We start from the raw sequence: 16922 nt of genomic DNA, 5'->3' as shown, positions 1-16922 counted from the left end.
GAAGAAGCGTAGGCCAATAGGCCGCGCTACGACGGGCTACGGCCGCACGACCATGTCCTGGTTCTCCGGCGCGGGTCCATCGGGCCGCCCAGAGCCGTCCCTCGGCGACGCCGTCGACCGCCCGACGCGGTGAAAGTCCCGGGGCGCTTCGGGCACGTCCCACGGCACGCGCCTACAGTGGGTTGCGTGTCCGTGGTCGCCGCACCCAGCCCTGTCCTCGCTGTTCCGGGAGCCGTCGCGGGAGCGCCGGGAACTCCCGACGCCGCTGTCGCGTGGCATTACGGTGACCCTTTCGGTGAACAACGCGCCGCCACGCAGCGCGTGGCGATCGTGGACCGATCGCACCGCTTCGTACTCGCCATCACCGGCGCCGAGCGGCTCAGCTGGCTGCACACCATCACCAGCCAGCATGTGGCGAATCTGGCCGACGGTCACTCCGCCGAGAGCCTGGACCTCGACCTCAACGGCCGCGTGCAGCATCATTTCGTACTCACCGACCTCGACGGCACGGTCTGGATCGACACCGAGGCCGAGCGCGGCCCCGCCCTGCTCGACTTCCTCACCAAGATGGTGTTCTGGGCCGATGCGAAACCACGCGAGGCCACCGATCACGCGGTCCTGAGCCTGCTCGGCCCGCACGCCGGAACACTGATCGAGGCGCTGGGCATCGAAGCCCTGCCCGAGGTCTACGCCGCCGTACCGCTGCCCGGCGGCGGCTTCCTGCGCCGCATGCCGTGGCCGACGGCCGACTCCTTCGATCTGATCGTCCCCCGCGAGCGGCTCACCGCCTGGTGGACCACCCTCACCGAGGCGGGCGCCACACCGGCCGGTATGTGGGCCTTCGAGGCGTTGCGGGTGGCCGCACTGCGCCCGCGGATCGGGATCGACACCGACGAGCGCACCATCCCGCACGAGGCCCGCTGGATCGGCGATGTGACCGAACACGGCGCCGTGCATCTGGACAAGGGCTGCTACCGCGGGCAGGAAACCGTCGCGCGGGTGCACAACCTGGGCAAGCCGCCCCGGCAGCTGGTGCTGCTGCATCTGGACGGTTCGGCCGACGACCGCCCCACCACGGGCGAGGCGGTGACCGCGGGCGGCCGATCGGTCGGCCGGATCGGCACCGTCATCGACCACTTCGAATACGGCCCCATCGCCCTCGCGCTGGTCAAGCGGGCCGTCCCGGTCGACGCGAAGCTCGAGGCGGGCCCGACGGCCGCGGCCATCGACCCGGATTCGGTCGTGGTCGACGACACGCCCCAGGCGGGCCGCGTAGCGGTCGATCGGCTCCGTGGCCGCTGATGGGCTCGCCCATGCGCACCGGTGACACCGGGCGGGTCCTCGCGGTGTGCGTACTGCACGCCGAACTCGAGGTACCGGGCCGGGTGGGCCGCACCGCCATCGACAAGCGTCCGGTCGCCGATCGGGTAATGGTGCGCGCGCTCGGCCTGGCCGGCGATCATGTCTGCGATACCGTCAACCACGGCGGTGTCCATCAGGCCGTCTACGCCTACGCCGACGAAGACGCCGCCGACTGGGCCGCCGAACTCGATCGGGACCTGCCCGCTGGTTGGTTCGGCGAGAATCTGCGGATCTCCGGCCTGCCGGTCAGCGATGCGGTGCTTGGCGCCCGCTGGGCGATCGGCGAGACCCTGCTCGAAGTCAGCGCACCGCGTGTGCCGTGCGCGACCTTCCAGCACTGGAGCGGGGAACAGCAGTGGGTCAAGCGATTCGCCCTACGCGCCAACACCGGCACCTACCTGCGGGTTCTCACCGAAGGCACGATCGGCGCCGGCGATACGGTCGATGTGGTGCACGTACCCGACCACGGCATCACCGTCCGTGACGTGTTCACCGGCGACGATCCCACCCGTCTGGAACTGCTGCTGGCCGCCGAGCCGACCATCTCCGACGACATCCGCATGCAGATCGACCGGCACACCCGTCGCCGCGTCAATGCCGAACGCGCGCAGCGACGACGCGACGACGACGACCCGCTGAAGGCAGGAGCGCGAGTGTGAGCGTGGAATTGGTCGAGGTGGTCCGTTCCGGATTCCGGGAATGCGTGCACCGCGGATCGGTGGTCGTCCTCGGCGCCGACGGCGATCCCACCTGCGCGCTCGGCGAGGTGCACGTGCCGATCTATCCGCGCTCGACCAATAAGCCGATGCAGGCGGTCACCCTGCTGCGCAATGGATTCGATCCGGTCGACGATGCCGAACTGGCCATCGCCACGGCCTCGCATTTCGGCGAACCCGACCATATCGACCTGGTGCGGCGGCTGCTGGACCGCTTCGGTTTCGACGAGTCGGCCCTCGAATGCCCACCCGATCTGCCGATGGACGAACGCGCCCGCGCCATGGTGCTGTGCCACGACCGGCCACCGAGCCGGATCTATATGAACTGTTCGGGCAAACATGCGGCGATGCTGGCCACCTGTGCGATCAACGGCTGGCCGACCACCGGATATCTCGACAGCGCCCATCCGCTCCAGCAGGCGGTCATCTCGACCGTCATCGAGCTGACCGGCGAACCCGAAACCGATCTGGGCATCGACGGCTGCGGCCTGCCCATCATCCCGGTCTCGCTGATCAATCTGGCCCGCGCGTTCGCCGCGATGGCGACCGCCGAACCGGGCACCCCAGGACGCCGGGTCGCCGACGCCATCCGCACCCATCCGCGAGTGATTTCGGGCACCAATGGCCCCGATCTGCTGGCCATGAGCGCCACTCCCGGCCTGGTGTGCAAGATCGGCGCCGACGGGGTGCACGCGGGTGCGCTACCCGACGGAACGGCGTTCGCCTACAAGATCGATGACGGCGCCGACCGGGCCCGGATGCCGCTGACGCTGGCGATTCTGCAACGGATGGGCATCCAGTGGTCGGATGCGCTTGCCGAGCTGGCGGCACCTGCGGTGCTCGGTGGTGGTGCGCGGGTCGGCGTCGTCCGCGCGATCCCCGGCGTGCTGTAGTCAGGCGAGCATCGGGCAAACGGCCTCGGTTCGGTAGCTGTTCCCCCACTCCTGGAAGCGCGACCGCGTGACACGCGCTAGAGTGTCTGTCAGGAAGAGTATTAATTCGAACGGGGCCGCCACCAATCCCCAGGCCGCCCCGCTGTGACGCGAGGGGGTCAGCCATGGGCCGTGGCCGGGCTAAGGCAAAGCAGACCAAGGTTGCACGCGAGCTGAAGTACAGCTCGCCGTCGACCGACTTCGCGAGCCTTCAGCGCGAGCTGTCGGGTAGCGAGCTCTCGGGTAGCCCCCACTCTCAGCGGAGTGGTGTGCTGTCCGATGAGCACGATGCCGATGATCCGTTGTCCCGTTGGAACAACGAGGACGACGACTACGACGACTGGCGACGCTGACACGGTGGCAACGCATGACGGGGGAGGCCGACGGCCTCCCCTTCCGTCGTTGCCATCCGGTCGCATCGCCCGCCGCTGAGGTTCGCCGGACGTCAGGTCTCGACTGCACCGTCGAGACCTGATCGAAAGCTCGGTTCGAGCACTCACCGCGTTCTCTCGACGCCTTCGGCACTATCGGCACCCGTCATTCGTATCGGGGCCACCGAATCCGCCTCGACAGCCGCCACTCCCCTCGCGTTCCGTCGTCGGCACCAACCGCCCCGTTGGCGTCCGCGGTACTCGCCGTCACCGTGCGAACTCCCCGAAAGACGCGAAAACCGGCCGACCCGAAGGCCGACCGGCTGCGACGCGTGAACCGAATCAGAAGCGCGGGTGATCGCCCACCAGGACCGCACGCGGTGCGCCCGCATCCTTGGCCTTGGTCACCGTGCCGAGGGTCCAGCATTCGATATGCCGTGCGGTCAGCACCGCCAGCGCGCGATCGACGTCTTCCGGCGCCACCACGGCCACCATGCCGACGCCCATATTGAACGTCTTCTCCATCTCCGGCCGCTCCACCCGTCCGCGCTGGGCGATCATCTTGAACACCGGCGCCGGATTCCAGGTGCCGCGGTCGATCTCGGCGACCAGACCCGCGGGCAGCACCCTGGCCAGGTTCGCGGCCAGCCCGCCGCCGGTGACATGGGCGAAGGTGCGCACATCGGTCTCGGCGATCAGGGCGAGGCAGTCCTTGGCGTAGATGCGGGTCGGCTCGAGCAGCTCCTCACCGAGGGTGCGGCCGAACTCCTCGACATGCCCCGTCAGCGACATGCGGTCGATATCGAGCAGCACCTTCCTGGCCAGGCTGTACCCGTTGGAGTGCAGGCCGGAGGAGCCCATGGCGATCACCACGTCACCCGGCCGCACCCGGTCGGGGCCGAGCACCGCATCGGCTTCGACCACGCCGACACCGGTCGCGGACAGATCGTAATCGTCGGGGTCCATCAGGCCGGGGTGTTCGGCCGTCTCGCCGCCGAGCAGGGCGCAACCAGCGCGCACGCACCCGTCGGCGATACCGGAGACCAGCTCGGCGACCCGCTCCGGGACGACCTTGCCCACGGCGATGTAGTCCTGCAAGAACAGCGGCTCGGCGCCACAGACGACCAGATCGTCGACGACCATGGCGACCAGGTCCAGCCCCACGGTGTCGTGCTTGTCCATCGCCTGCGCGACGGCGATCTTGGTGCCGACGCCGTCGGTGGAGGCGGCGAGCAGCGGCTCCCGGTAACCACCCTTCAGCGCGAACAGCCCGGCGAAACCGCCGAGGCCACCCTGGACCTCGGGGCGGCTGGCCTTGCGTGCCAATGGTGCGAACAACTCGACTGCGCGGTCTCCGGCCTCGATGTCGACACCGGCCGCGGCATACGAGGCTCCGGCACCACTGGGGGTCTGTTCACTCATTTTCGGTGATAGCTCCAAACCGAATCGGCGGATAGATTGCCTGATCACGCTACCGTCGCGCGTCGGCGCGTCGAGTTCAGGGCCTGCTCAACGCGCTCGCGTTGGCGTTCTGGCCCAGCAGCGCGGTCTCGGACTGGCCGTTGAGCATGCCTTCGAGCACGTTCTTCCCGATCGCAACCTCGGTGGGCAGCGGGATCGGGTACTCGCCGTCGAAACAGGCGCAGCACAACCGAGTACGTGGCTGTTCGGTGGCGGCGATCATGCCCTCGGTGGAGATGTAGCCGAGGCTGTCGGCGCCGATGGAGCGACGCACGTTCTCCACCATATCGTCGTAGCTGTCGTCGGAACCGGTGCCATTGGCGATGAGTTCGGCCCGCGAGGCGAAGTCGATACCGTAGAAGCAGGGCCATTTCACCGGTGGTGAGGCGATCCGCACGTGAATCTCCAGCGCACCGGCTTCCCGCAGCATCCTGATCAGCGCCCGCTGGGTATTACCGCGCACGATGGAATCGTCGACGACGATGAGGCGCTTACCGCGGATCACCTCGCGCAGCGGATTCAGCTTGAGCCGGATACCGAGCTGTCGGATGGTCTGGCTCGGCTGGATGAAGGTGCGGCCCACATAGGCGTTCTTCATCAGACCCTGCCCGTACGGCACGCCGGAGCCCTGCGCGTAGCCGACCGCGGCCGGGGTGCCCGATTCGGGCACCGGGATCACCAGATCGGCCTCGACCGGATGCTCGCCCGCCAGCCTGCGACCGATCTCGACCCTGGTCGCGTGCACCGAACGCCCGGAGATGGTGCTGTCGGGGCGGGCCAGGTAGACGTATTCGAAGACGCAGCCCTTGGGTTCGGGCGTGGCGAAACGCAGCGAACGCACACCGTCGGCGTCGATGGCCAGCAACTCGCCCGGTTCGATCTCGCGGACGAAGGAGGCGCCGACGATATCGAGCGCGGAGGTCTCACTGGCGACCACCCAGCCGCGGTCGAGCCTGCCCAGGCACAGCGGACGCACACCGTGCGGATCGCGGGCCGCGTACAGGGTGTGCTCATCCATGAAGGTGAGGCAGAAGGCGCCCTTCAGGGTGGGCAGCAGTTTCATCGCGGCCTGCTCGATGCTGGAATCGGCGGCGGCATGGGCCAGCAGCGCCGTCATCACATCGGAGTCGGAGGTGGCGGCGACCGGACCGGGACGGCCACCGCGTGGCGCGGCGCCGAGGACTCCGAGTTCCCTTGCCCGATCGGCCAATTCGGCCGTGTTCACCAGGTTTCCGTTGTGGCCGAGCGCCAAACCGGAACCGACCGCGGTGGTGCGGAAGATCGGCTGGGCGTTCTCCCAGGTGGTCGCGCCGGTGGTGGAGTAGCGACAGTGCCCGACGGCGACATGGCCAGGCATCGCGGCCAGGGTCTGCTCGTCGAACACCTGGCTGACCAGGCCGAGATCCTTGAAGACCAGTACCTGCGAACCGTCGGCGACCGCAATGCCCGCGGCCTCCTGGCCACGGTGTTGCAGCGCATACAGGCCGTAATACGTGAGTTTGGCCACGTCTTCGCCGGGCGCCCAGACTCCGAAGACGCCACACTCCTCGCGTGGTGGATTCTCGTCCTGATCCGCGGGGGCGGGATTGCTGACAACCGGCAGGTCGGCGTTGGTCACCGTGTGCTCCCTGTTCGGGCGGGCTGGGGGCACCGTCATTCTACGGGTGAAACCACGCCCACGATCACCACCGCCCCTGGAAGGTCGCCCCGGATGCGCCTGTCATCGGGGCGCGCACGGCCGGAGTGGATACCGAAGCGTGGGCAAACTCGCAGTTGACCGGTGCGGCGGAGCGCCGTATCCGCGGCCCTTCCGGCTGTTACCGTGCGATCCGTGACGACTACGGACAGTGCAGCGGCGAAGGGGTCGGATCGCCGTCTCGGGGTGCGCATACTACTGCCGATCGGCGTATTGACCCTGCTCACAGCGTTGCTCGGGGTGATGTACCTCGACTACGTCGCCGATCCGGAAGGCAATCTGCACGACTTCCCCATCGCGCTGGTGAACCAGGATGTCGGTGACGTCACAGGGCCGCCCGATGCGCAGCAACAGGTGAACTACGGCAAACAGATCGCCGACGCGCTCCAGCAGGGCATGCCAGCGGACAAGATCGACCTGCGGGTGGTCGGCATCAGCGAGTCCGAGCGGATGATGCAGCAGGGGCAGGTCTACGGGGCGATCGTCATCCCCAGTGACTTCAGTAAGCGACTCGGCATTCTCGGCGTCGGCAGCGTCATCCCCGGCGATATCGAGCGTCCGATCATCACCCTGCAAACCAACCCGCGAATGGGCGCGTTCGGCACCCAGATCGTGTTGCGGGTCGGCGATCAGGCGCTGCACCAGGTACGTCAGCAGGTCGGTCAGCAGCTCACCGACCAGGTGAACGCGCAGCTCGCGCCGGAGCCGGGCGCACCGCCGAGCCCGGAGCCGAGCGGTGCGGCGCGGGTGGCGCTGGAAGATCCGGTGCAGATCGTCGTCCAGCAGTACCGTCCGCTGCCCGACGGCACCGGCCAGGGCCTGACCGCGTTCTTCTACGCACTGTTGATTCTGCTGGCGGGCGTGGTCGGCGCGATGATCATCCACACGATGATCGACGCCGCCCTCGGCTTCGTACCCACCGAATACGGCCCCTGGTACGTGCATTTCCCGCCGACGCCGATCTCCCGGTTCAACACCCTGCTCATCAAATGGGGTGTGATGGTGATCGCCGCCAATATCGTCTCGGGTGTCTATCTGGGTGTGGCGAAGATCCTCGGCATGCCGATCGACCATCCGCTCGGCCTGTACCTCTACAGCGCGCTGGCATTGACCGCGGTCGGCATCACCGGCCTGTCCATCCTGGCGGCCATCGGCACCGCGGGCCTGCTGGTGAACCTGATCCTGTTCATCGTCCTCGGCCTGCCCTCCTCCGGCGGCACCGTCCCGATCGAGGCGACGCCCAAGTACTTCCACTGGCTGGCCGCCTGGGAGCCGATGCATCAGGTGTTCCTCGCCGTCCGCTCCATCCTGTACTTCGACGGCAGCTTCGCCGCGGGCCTGAGCCGCGGCGTATGGATGGCTCTGCTCGGCCTCGCCATCGCCTTGGTACTGGGCACGGTGATCACGCGGTACTACGACTACAAGGGGTTGCATCGGGGGAATCGCGTCGCGGTTGCAGCGGGTGCGGCGGCCGGTACGGGCGTCGCTGCTGGCGCGACGGCCGTCGGCGACGAGCCCGTCGACCACGAACCCGGCGGCGACAAGTCCGCCGGCGACGAGTCCACAGTTGCCGACGCCAGCACTGCCGAGCCCTCCCCTATCGACGCGAAATCCGACGCAGCGACCCCCGGCGCATCGGACGATGCCGCCGACAAGCCCGCGTCCGGCAGCGCCGATTCGGATTAGACCGCACGGTGTGGGGCTGTCAGCACGTGCGCGACCTCACGTCTGTCGTGCAGGTGCGGATCGAGTCGGTGGGCCGCAGTATGGTCGGCCCGTGGTGCGATATGCGGTGGTGAAACCGGGAGAGATGCGGGCCGCGGTCACGGCGGTGCGCCGGTGGCTGCTCGATGACACGGCGACCGCGCCGACCCGCGCCGAGTTGGGCGCGGCCGTACGGATGACGGCCCGCACGCTGGCCGAAACCGCGCCGGGACATTCGGTCGAGGTACGGGTACCGCCGTTCGTGGCCGTGCAGTGCATCGAAGGGCCGCGCCATACGCGCGGAACCCCGCCCAATGTGGTCGAAACCGACCCACGCACCTGGCTGCTGCTCGCCACCGGCCTGTTGGATTTCACCGCCGCGCGGGATGCGGGTGAGCTGACCGCGTCGGGCAGCCGCGCCGATGAGGTGTCACGGTGGCTGCCGCTCATGCGATTGGACGCAGACTCCACCGGATAGGCGCGACCGGCAGCGGTATCCGAGTGGGGCAAAGAGCGGTCGATGGGCGAGTCGCTGACCGCGCGGTCCGAGTAGATCAGTCCCTCACCGCGAGCGGGCAGCGAATCGAGCGATCAGCACGCCTCCCGCATTGATCGCCCAGTGCAGCAGCGCCGGCGCGGCGGCGCTGCCGGTGTGGCGGCCGAGCAGGCCGAAGAGCGCACCGGCGGCGGTGGTCGTCGCGACTGTCACCGCCACGTTCTCCCCCGCGCTGCGGGCGGGCGCGATATGCCACAGTCCGAAGGTGGCGGCGCCGAGCAACGTGCCGACGCGGGCACCGAAAGCGTTGTCCAGCAAGGGGTCGAGAGTGGCGCGGAAGATGAGTTCCTCGCTGTAGACGGTGCCGATCGGAATGTGCACACCGATCCATTCGGCCGTCGATACTTCGGGTGCCCGGTCGGGGCGATCGGCCAGCCCGCGACGCACGGCCGGGATGGCCGCCGCGGCACCGTAACCGGCCGCGACGAGGGCAGCGCAGCCGAGGCCGTAACGCCACCCCCGCGCCGAGGACCAATTCGGGCGAGCGCCGAATGCCGCCGCGTAACCGGTGGCGACGCTCGCGTTGACGACCGTCCGCACCCGCATATCCGCGGGCAGACGCGGTACCACCGTATTGCTCCACAGCAGCGGCAGCCCCACCGCCAGCGCGATGCGGGCACTCATTTGATCTGCCGCTCGTACGCCTCGGAGATCTCGATCTCGTGCCGGATCCGTTCGGCCAGCTCGGGATTCCAGCCGGACGGCGCCCCGATGGCGGCCCAGCCGTCGAGCACCAGGCTGCCGTAACGATGCCCGTGCCCGTCGGTGACGCCCTGCGCATTGGTGAGATCGGCGGTGACCTGCCAGAACGTGACGAACGGCGCCCACCGCATCCGCCCGGACACATCCGCTCCACGCGGCTCGGACAGCCAATCCGGTTGCGAGAAGATCAGATCCGCCGACCACCAGACGATGGGATCGGACGGGTGTTGCAGATAGGCGATGCGCGGCGCGCGCCATTCCGGCCCCGGTCGGGTGAAATCGGCGGCCTCGGCGGCGAACCGGACCACCAGCCCGTCCGCGTACACCGGCTCCACCTCACGCGAGCCCGGGTCGCGACGCGCGACGAACTGCTGCCACAGCCGATTCGAGTTCGGCGGGCCCACCCAGAGCGCGCCGTCGACCTTCTCGCGCAGATCGGCCAGGCCCTCGAAGGCTTCCTCCGAACCCTGCGACCCGAGGCTTTCGCCGTAGACGAACAGTTTCGGCCGCTGGTCCTCCGGCCGCGCGGACCAGTGCCGATAGACCGCGTCGAACACATCGCGCCCGGCCGCGGCCGCTTTCCCCTTGTCCGCGAGGAACGACAGCACACTGGGCAGATACGAGTACTGGGTGGCGACGATGGCGGTATCGCCGCCGTACATGTACTCGATCGCGCCCGCCGCCATCGAATTCACCCAGCCGGTGCCGGTCGTGGTGGTCACCACGATCACCTGCCGGTCGAACGCGCCCGCACGTTCGAGTTCGGCGACCGCGAGTTCGGCCTGGGTTTCGCCGTTCTCGGCGGATTCGAGCCCGACGTAGGCCCGGATCGGTTCCTTGGCCGGAGCCCCGGTGACCGCGGTGATCCTGGCGGCGTCGGGCCCGTGTGAGACGAACCAGCGGCCCTCGAAACCCAGGGTGTCCCATTTCGCCAGCGACATCGGGCTGCCCGACTTCTCCGGTAGCTGCGGTTGCACCGCATACTCGGAGGTGTGGTCGTTGCGCACGCTGAACGCCGAATTCGCGACCGCGAAGAACGCCTGCGTGGCCACACCGTTGAACAGGGTGACCGCCAGCAGCACCAGCACCAGGAATCCCGCCGCGGGCGCCAGTTCACGCGGTACCTTCACCCAGCGGTTGAGCTGACGAGCCAGGAACAGGATCAGCTCACGCACGGTCCGATATACCGCGACGACCAGTACGCCGATTGCGAGGCTGAGCAGCCCGGTACGCAGATAGGCGGGCGTGGTGGTGCCCTCCATCCCCATCAGCGCGGTGATCTCGCGCTGCCAGCGCGCCGACTGCACCAGCATGTACGCGGCGGTGACGGCGGAGGTGAACAGGACCGCCGATTTCACCCCGTAACGCACCCAGGTGGGCGGTGCCGGGATCATGGTCAGCCGGGGGCGCACCCACAGCCGGAAGAGCCATTCCAACAGGCATCCGACGCCGTAGCCGATGGCGGCGTTGATACCGCTGATCAGGCCCTGGAACATCCAGTCGCGCGGTACCAGCGATGGGGTGACCGACAGCGCGAAGAACACCGTGGCGATCACCAGCCCGACGTAGTTCAGGTCGATGATCTGCTCGGCACGGTGCACCGCCGCGACGCCGCGCGTGCGCAGCTTCGTGAGGGTGGACGCCGTTTCGAGCACCAGGACAGTATGGCGGCACGCTACGACAATGCAGGAATGTTGCCCCACCAACGGCGCGGCAACTACCCACCGCGCTCGAGTAGTTGTACCCGGTTGCCGCGGCCGTCGGCGCCGCACACTCGATAACCATGAGCACACCAAACGCACAGCCGAAAACCACCTCGGCCTACATCGCCCAGGCCGCGATCGCGTTCGGCATCAGTTTGTTCGGGGCGGGCGTCGGAATCTTCTATCTGCCGTTGGATCCGTGGCAGCGCGGATTCCTCGGCATGACCGTTCTGTTCCTGGTGACCAGCAGCTTCACCCTGGCCAAGGTCGTCAGGGACAAGCACGAGTCGGATTCCATCCGCGGACGCATCGACGAAGCTCGGATGGAGAAGCTGATCGCCGAGCACGATCCGTTCAAGTCGGTCGCCTGAACCGGTCGAGGCCGAACCGGCAACGGGGCGTCACCACATGGGCGGCAGATCCGATCGGTGCCCACACAAGCGTTCACCCCGTCCGGGCCCGGCAGTACGAGGGGTCCCGGTCGGGACGGGGTGAACGTCGTATCGTTTTCGGTCCCAGCGGGACTCGATCAGACCTCCGCGCCGAACAACTTCGGCAGGGTGCCCTCATGCGCTTCGCGCAGTTCGGCCAGCGGCACCGAGAACTGTCCCTGCACCTCGATCGAATCGGCGCCCTGATCGACCACGCCGATGCGCACCCACGGCAGTTCGCGTGCGGTGCACATACGGGTGAACCTGGTCTCCTCCGAACGCGGCACGGCCACCAGTACCCGGCCCGCCGATTCGGAGAACAGCGCGACGAACGGGTCCGCGTCCTCGGGCAGCAGGATGCGGCAACCGGTCTCACCGGCCAGCGCTGCCTCGACCACCGCCTGGGCGAGTCCGCCCTCGGAAAGGTCGTGAGCGGCGCTGATCATGCCATCCCGTGAACCGGCCGTCAGCACCTCCGACAGCAGCCGTTCCCTGGCGAAATCGACCTTCGGCGGGACGCCGCCGAGATGGTCGTGGGCCACCTGCGACCAGATCGAACCACCGAACTCGTCGCGGGTGTCGCCGAGCAGGATCAGCGTTTCACCGGGTTCGAGGCCGAGTCCGGTCGGGATCCGGCGGTGCACATCGTCGATGACGCCGAGCACACCGACCACCGGCGTCGGCAGGATCGCGTCCTGGCCGGTCTGGTTGTAGAAGCTGACATTGCCGCCGGTGACCGGGATGCCCAGTTCCACACAGCCGTCGGCCAGACCGTGCACCGCCTGCTGGAACTGCCACATCACACCCGGGTCCTCCGGCGAACCGAAGTTCAGGCAGTTGGTGACGGCCTTCGGGGTGGCGCCGGTGGTGGCGACATTGCGGTAGGCCTCGGCCAATGCGAGCTGGGCGCCGGTGTAGGGGTCCAGTTTGGTGTAGCGACCGGAGGCGTCGGTGGCCAGCGCGATACCGCGGCCGGTCTCCTCATCGATCCGGATGACGCCCGCGTCGGCGTGTTCGGCGAGCACGGTGTTGCCGCGCACGTAGCGGTCGTACTGCTCGGTGATCCACTTGCGGCTGCACAGCTGCGGGCTCGACACCATGTGCAGCAGGGTCGCGCGCAGTTCGTCGGCGGTCTTCGGCCGGGTGAGGGTGTCGGGGGTGTCGGCGATCAGCGCGTCCTGGGTGTCCGGGCGCTGCACCGGACGCTCGTAGACCGGGCCCTCGTGGGCGACGGTGCGCGGCGGCACATCGACGACGGTCTCCCCGTTCCAGCTGACGACCAGCCGCTCACCATCGGTGACCTCGCCGATCACCGTGGCCAGCACATCCCATTTGCGGCAGACGGCCATGAACGCGTCCACGTTCTCCGGCGTCACCACCGCGCACATGCGCTCCTGGGATTCGCTGGACAGCACCTCGGCCGGGGTCATATCGGCGGCGCGCAGCGGCACCTTGTCCAGCTCGATGTGCATGCCACCATCACCGGCGGCGGCCAGTTCCGAGGTGGCGCAGGACAGTCCAGCACCGCCGAGATCCTGGATGCCGACGACCAACCTGGCCGCGTACAGCTCCAGACAGCACTCGATGAGCACCTTCTCGGTGAACGGGTCGCCCACCTGCACGCTCGGCAGCTTCTTGCGGCCGGCGCCGGATTCGTCGCCGGAGAAGGTGTCCGAGGCCAGCACAGACACGCCGCCGATGCCGTCGAGGCCGGTCCGCGCGCCGAACAGGATGATCTTGTTGCCGGTGCCGGAGGCGAAGGCCAGATGCAGGTCCTCGACCCGCATCACGCCCGCGCACAGCGCGTTCACCAGCGGGTTGCCCTGATACGAGGCGTCGAAGACGGTCTCGCCGCCGATATTCGGCAGCCCGAGCGAATTGCCGTAGCCGCCCACGCCGCGCACCACACCGTCGACCACCCGACGGGTATCGGCGGCGTCCGCGGCGCCGAAGCGCAGCTGGTCCATCACCGCGATCGGGCGCGCGCCCATCGCCATGATGTCGCGCACGATACCGCCGACGCCGGTCGCGGCGCCCTGGTACGGCTCCACATAGGACGGGTGATTGTGGCTTTCCACCTTGAAGGTGACCGCCCAGCCGTCGCCGACATCGACCACGCCCGCGTTCTCGCCGATACCGGCGAGCATGGAGGCGCGCATCTCCTCGGTGGTGGTCTGGCCGAAGTAGCGCAGATGCACCTTCGACGATTTGTACGAGCAGTGCTCGCTCCACATCACGGAGTACATCGCCAGTTCGGCGTCGGTCGGCCTGCGACCGAGGATCTCCTTGATCCGGGCGTATTCGTCATCCTTGAGCCCGAGCTCGAGATACGGCTGCGGAGTGTCCGGAGTGGCTGCTGCGGTTGCGACCGTGTCGACCTGCGGAGTCACGGGATTACCAGGGTCCTTTCGGCCAGGCATGCGGAGACAATCCAGACAGACTCGAACGAACACAGCTGCGCCGCGCCGAGTTGCCGAATTGCCGCGAGATACGCCTGCGAGTCTACTGCCGGGGCAAACGCGACTATTGCCGGGGCAAACCCGCCCGGCCCCGGGGCATAGGGGTACCCGCTAATCTGTCCCGGTGAACGATCGATCGGGGGTTGCGGAACCGGCCGAGCAGCCCGTCACCACGGCTGGCGCGCGCCCCGGCTCGAACGGCCCGGCCGCACCACCGGCCCCGTGGACTCGGCGTCAGAAGCGCTGGCTGGCCGCCGCGTTCGCGCTGTTCGCGGTGTATGGGGTCATCGCCCTGCTGGTCCACTGGTGGGACGGCTACATCGATCTCCAGGTCTACCGCAACGGCGCCCGGGTCTGGCTCGACGGCGGCGATCTGTACGGCCCGATGCCCAAGGTATTCGGCATCGGACTGCCGTTCACCTATCCACCGCTGGCCGCGCTGTTCTTCGCTCCGCTCGCGCTCATGCCGCTGGGCGTGGCCGAGATCGTGGTGCTTGCCACGTCGGTGCTGAGCCTCGGCATCACCCTGTGGTTGGTGCTGGCGCGGATCCGGCCCGAGCTGGACCGGATGACCGCGCTGACGGTCGTCATCGCCGCGGTCGCGCTGGCGGGATTCTTCGAGCCGGTCCGCCAGACCTACTCCTTCGGTCAGGTGAACCTGGTCCTGATGGCCGTGGTGGCCCTTGACTGCCTGGTGCGCAAGCCCTTCTGGCCGCGCGGCATGCTCATCGGCATCGCGGTGTCGATCAAGCTGATCCCGGCCGGGTATCTGCTGTACTTCCTGTTGCGCAAGGACTGGAAAGCGGCGGGCACGCTGGTCGTTTCCGCCATCGGTGCGGTGGGTCTCGGATTCCTGATCTTCCCGAGCGATTCGGTGGAGTACTGGTTCCACACTCTCGCCGATACCGGTCGCATCGGCCCGCCCTACTACGCGGGCAATCAATCGTTGAAGGGGTTCGCGTTCCGGCTCGGTGTCTCCGATTCCGCGGCGACGGTGATCTGGATCTCGTTGTCGCTGGTGGCGATCGGTCTCGCGGCGCTGTGGATGCGCAGGCTCATCCGGGCCGATGCATCGGTGGCCGCGCTCATGGTGAACGCGGCCGCCATCCTGCTGGTCTCGCCGGTGTCGTGGTCGCATCACTGGGTGTGGGTCGCGCCCGCCCTGCTGCTGACCGCCGACGCCATCGCCCGCGGCCGACGCAATCCGCTACTGATCGGCGCGGTGGCCGCGATGACGGTGATGTTCCTGCTCGGCCCGCACTGGCTGCTGCCCCATGAGGCCGATCGCGAACTCGGCTGGGCCTGGTGGCAGCAGATCATCGGCAGCAGCTATGTGATCACCACCTTCGCGGTGTTCGTGATCGCGGTGCTGACCTACCGTCCCGCGGTCTCCGGGGTCAAGAAGGCGGCCAGCGCCGCGGCGTAGGCCCCCACATCGGCGGCGCCCATCAATTCGCGGGCCGAATGCATCGCCAACTGCGGTGCGCCGACGTCGACGGTGGGCATACCGGTGCGCGCGGCCGTCATCGGGCCGATGGTGGAGCCGCACGGCAGGTCCGCGCGGTGCACATAACGTTGCAGCGGCACCCCGGCCTGATCGCAGGCCAGTGCGAACGCGCCGGCGCCGGTGGCGTCGGTGGCATAGCGCAGGTTCTGGTTCACCTTGAGCACCGGGCCGCCGTTGATCTCGATCCGGTGGGCGGGTTCGTGCCGTTCGGGGTAGTTCGGGTGGGTGGCGTGTGCCATATCGCCCGAGGCGCAGATCGAACCGGCCAGTGCCGCCAGGTATTCGGCGCGGCCGCCGCCGCGGGTCAGCACGATCCGTTCCAGCACGGTCGCCAACAGATCCGACTGTGCGCCGCGATCGGATTGGCTGCCCACCTCTTCGTGATCGAACATGGCCAGCACCGGTACCGCGGCGCCAGGGGTGTCGACAGCGGCGAGGAATGCGCGCAGACCCGCGTAGCAGGTGCCTTGATTGTCCAGGCGGGGCGCGCTGACCAGATCACGGTCGCGGCCGACCAATCGGCTCGGGTCCAGATCGTGGGCCATCAGTTCCCAGCCGAGTACGGTCGCCGGGTCGAGTCCGGCGTGCTCGGCGACATAGGCGATAAACGAACGTGGTTCCGCGCCGACGCCCCAGATCGCGTTCACGTGCCGCTGCGGGTCGAGCGTCACCCCGCGCCGGTCCTCGGACAGGTGGATCGCCAGCTGCGGCACCCGCAGGATCGGCTCATTGATGCGAACCAGCCGCTCACCGACGGTGTTGCCCTCGCGCACGCTCAACCGGCCGGACAGGCCCAGCTCACGATCGAGCCAGGAATTCAGCCAGGCGCCGCCGTACGGTTCGAGACCGACCAGCTGCCAGCCCGCCGCGCTCAGATCCGGGTGCTGTTTGACCCGCAGATTCGGGCTGTCGGTATGTGCGCCGACCACCCGGAACGGCGCCGCGGCCGCGGGCTCCTGATCGGCCCACGCCACCAGCGACCCGCCGCGCACCACGTAATGCCTACCGCGCCCACCCGACGGCCAGGCCGCCGATTCGTCGAGCCGGGTGAAGCCGTGCTCATCGAGATCCTGTGCGACGGTGTGGCACACATGGAACGGCGACGGCGATTCATCGATGAAGGCACACAGCCCGGCGGCCGAGGCCGCGGTGGAGGAAACCGGCATACCGCGATCCTATGCGCAGTGTCCGCGGCGCTCCGGCGATAGACGATCGTGGCTGCGATGGCCCCGAAAGCTGTTCGCCCACCTCTGCGCGACGACAAGGCAGTCGTCGCGCAGCGGTGGGCGGAAGAACTCGATCGAGGCGCGCGTTCGGCGGAG

At 68.3% G+C, this 16922-nt stretch carries 14 protein-coding genes; 8 read left to right on the top strand and 6 right to left on the bottom strand.

Going from position 1 to position 16922, the window contains the following annotated elements:
* Nucleotides 1–186 precede the first annotated feature (186 nt).
* The 4 genes from QH168_RS12700 (at nucleotide 187) to QH168_RS12685 (ending at nucleotide 3363) form a co-directional block, all read left to right on the top strand.
* Nucleotides 187–1302 (top strand): YgfZ/GcvT domain-containing protein, encoded by a 1116-nt coding sequence (locus tag QH168_RS12700; RefSeq protein ID WP_280234795.1) that lies wholly within the window; start codon nucleotides 187–189, stop codon nucleotides 1300–1302.
* Between the two features lie 11 nt (nucleotides 1303–1313).
* Nucleotides 1314–2021 carry an MOSC domain-containing protein gene (locus tag QH168_RS12695; protein WP_280234794.1) on the top strand — a complete coding sequence of 236 codons (708 nt, stop codon included), beginning with the start codon at nucleotides 1314–1316 and terminating at the stop codon, nucleotides 2019–2021.
* Nucleotides 2018–2971: an asparaginase gene (locus tag QH168_RS12690; RefSeq protein ID WP_280234793.1), complete on the top strand. Its 954-nt coding sequence runs from the start codon at nucleotides 2018–2020 to the stop codon at nucleotides 2969–2971. Before QH168_RS12695 ends, QH168_RS12690 begins: the two co-directional genes overlap by 4 nt.
* A 164-nt stretch (nucleotides 2972–3135) precedes the next feature.
* Nucleotides 3136–3363, top strand: coding sequence for a DUF3073 domain-containing protein (locus QH168_RS12685; protein WP_280234792.1), 228 nt, complete (start codon nucleotides 3136–3138; stop codon nucleotides 3361–3363).
* A gap of 360 nt (nucleotides 3364–3723) precedes the next feature.
* On the opposite strand, the gene purM is transcribed toward QH168_RS12685, so the two are convergent.
* Together purM and purF are read right to left on the bottom strand one after the other, a co-directional pair.
* Nucleotides 3724–4803, bottom strand: coding sequence for a phosphoribosylformylglycinamidine cyclo-ligase (gene purM, locus QH168_RS12680; protein WP_163827632.1), 1080 nt, complete (start codon nucleotides 4801–4803; stop codon nucleotides 3724–3726).
* Nucleotides 4804–4879: 76 nt separating this feature from the next.
* Entirely contained in the window at nucleotides 4880–6460 is a 1581-nt protein-coding gene (purF, locus tag QH168_RS12675; protein ID WP_280234791.1) for an amidophosphoribosyltransferase, read from the bottom strand.
* Nucleotides 6461–6673: 213 nt separating this feature from the next.
* On the opposite strand from purF, the gene QH168_RS12670 reads away from it, so the two are divergent.
* Nucleotides 6674–8224 (top strand): YhgE/Pip domain-containing protein, encoded by a 1551-nt coding sequence (locus QH168_RS12670; protein ID WP_280234790.1) that lies wholly within the window; start codon nucleotides 6674–6676, stop codon nucleotides 8222–8224.
* Nucleotides 8225–8348: 124 nt separating this feature from the next.
* A complete protein-coding gene (locus QH168_RS12665; protein WP_280234952.1) occupies nucleotides 8349–8720 on the top strand; it encodes a sterol carrier family protein in 372 nt (123 codons plus the stop codon).
* An 84-nt stretch (nucleotides 8721–8804) separates the two neighbouring features.
* On the opposite strand, the gene QH168_RS12660 is transcribed toward QH168_RS12665, so the two are convergent.
* Together QH168_RS12660 and QH168_RS12655 are read right to left on the bottom strand one after the other, a co-directional pair.
* On the bottom strand, nucleotides 8805–9422 hold the full coding sequence (locus tag QH168_RS12660; protein ID WP_280234789.1) for a CPBP family intramembrane glutamic endopeptidase: 618 nt from the start codon (nucleotides 9420–9422) through the stop codon (nucleotides 8805–8807).
* Nucleotides 9419–11155 carry an alpha/beta hydrolase gene (locus tag QH168_RS12655; protein ID WP_280234788.1) on the bottom strand — a complete coding sequence of 579 codons (1737 nt, stop codon included), beginning with the start codon at nucleotides 11153–11155 and terminating at the stop codon, nucleotides 9419–9421. The genes QH168_RS12660 and QH168_RS12655 overlap by 4 nt, the downstream gene beginning before the upstream one ends.
* A 128-nt stretch (nucleotides 11156–11283) precedes the next feature.
* Between QH168_RS12655 and QH168_RS12650 the strand changes: the two genes are divergently transcribed.
* Nucleotides 11284–11574 carry a YiaA/YiaB family inner membrane protein gene (locus QH168_RS12650; protein WP_280234787.1) on the top strand — a complete coding sequence of 97 codons (291 nt, stop codon included), beginning with the start codon at nucleotides 11284–11286 and terminating at the stop codon, nucleotides 11572–11574.
* 158 nt (nucleotides 11575–11732) lie between these two features.
* Here the strand turns inward: QH168_RS12650 and purL are convergent, their stop codons facing one another.
* Nucleotides 11733–14054, bottom strand: a complete 2322-nt coding sequence (purL, locus tag QH168_RS12645; protein ID WP_280234786.1) for a phosphoribosylformylglycinamidine synthase subunit PurL — start codon at nucleotides 14052–14054, stop codon at nucleotides 11733–11735.
* 163 nt (nucleotides 14055–14217) lie between these two features.
* On the opposite strand from purL, the gene QH168_RS12640 reads away from it, so the two are divergent.
* Nucleotides 14218–15519, top strand: coding sequence for a glycosyltransferase 87 family protein (locus QH168_RS12640; RefSeq protein WP_280234785.1), 1302 nt, complete (start codon nucleotides 14218–14220; stop codon nucleotides 15517–15519).
* On the opposite strand, the gene QH168_RS12635 is transcribed toward QH168_RS12640, so the two are convergent.
* Nucleotides 15468–16766 carry a M18 family aminopeptidase gene (locus tag QH168_RS12635; RefSeq protein WP_280234784.1) on the bottom strand — a complete coding sequence of 433 codons (1299 nt, stop codon included), beginning with the start codon at nucleotides 16764–16766 and terminating at the stop codon, nucleotides 15468–15470. The two genes, QH168_RS12640 and QH168_RS12635, sit on opposite strands and share 52 nt — an antisense overlap.
* Between the last annotated feature and the right edge of the window lie 156 nt (nucleotides 16767–16922).

The organism is Nocardia cyriacigeorgica (genome assembly GCF_029868385.1).
Taxonomy (GTDB): domain Bacteria; phylum Actinomycetota; class Actinomycetes; order Mycobacteriales; family Mycobacteriaceae; genus Nocardia; species Nocardia cyriacigeorgica_F.
This window is presented reverse-complemented; position numbering and strand designations above follow the sequence as displayed.

Excerpts from the sequence above, each read along its gene's own strand:
- purM (WP_163827632.1), bottom strand. The coding sequence starts at position 4,803 with ATGAGTGAACAGACCCCCAGTGGTGCCGGAGCCTCGTATGCCGCGGCC.
- QH168_RS12660 (WP_280234789.1), bottom strand. The coding sequence starts at position 9,422 with ATGAGTGCCCGCATCGCGCTGGCGGTGGGGCTGCCGCTGCTGTGGAGC.
- QH168_RS12695 (WP_280234794.1), top strand. The coding sequence starts at position 1,314 with ATGCGCACCGGTGACACCGGGCGGGTCCTCGCGGTGTGCGTACTGCAC.
- QH168_RS12635 (WP_280234784.1), bottom strand. The coding sequence starts at position 16,766 with ATGCCGGTTTCCTCCACCGCGGCCTCGGCCGCCGGGCTGTGTGCCTTC.
- QH168_RS12650 (WP_280234787.1), top strand. The coding sequence starts at position 11,284 with ATGAGCACACCAAACGCACAGCCGAAAACCACCTCGGCCTACATCGCC.
- QH168_RS12685 (WP_280234792.1), top strand. The coding sequence starts at position 3,136 with ATGGGCCGTGGCCGGGCTAAGGCAAAGCAGACCAAGGTTGCACGCGAG.
- purL (WP_280234786.1), bottom strand. The coding sequence starts at position 14,054 with ATGCCTGGCCGAAAGGACCCTGGTAATCCCGTGACTCCGCAGGTCGAC.
- QH168_RS12665 (WP_280234952.1), top strand. The coding sequence starts at position 8,349 with ATGCGGGCCGCGGTCACGGCGGTGCGCCGGTGGCTGCTCGATGACACG.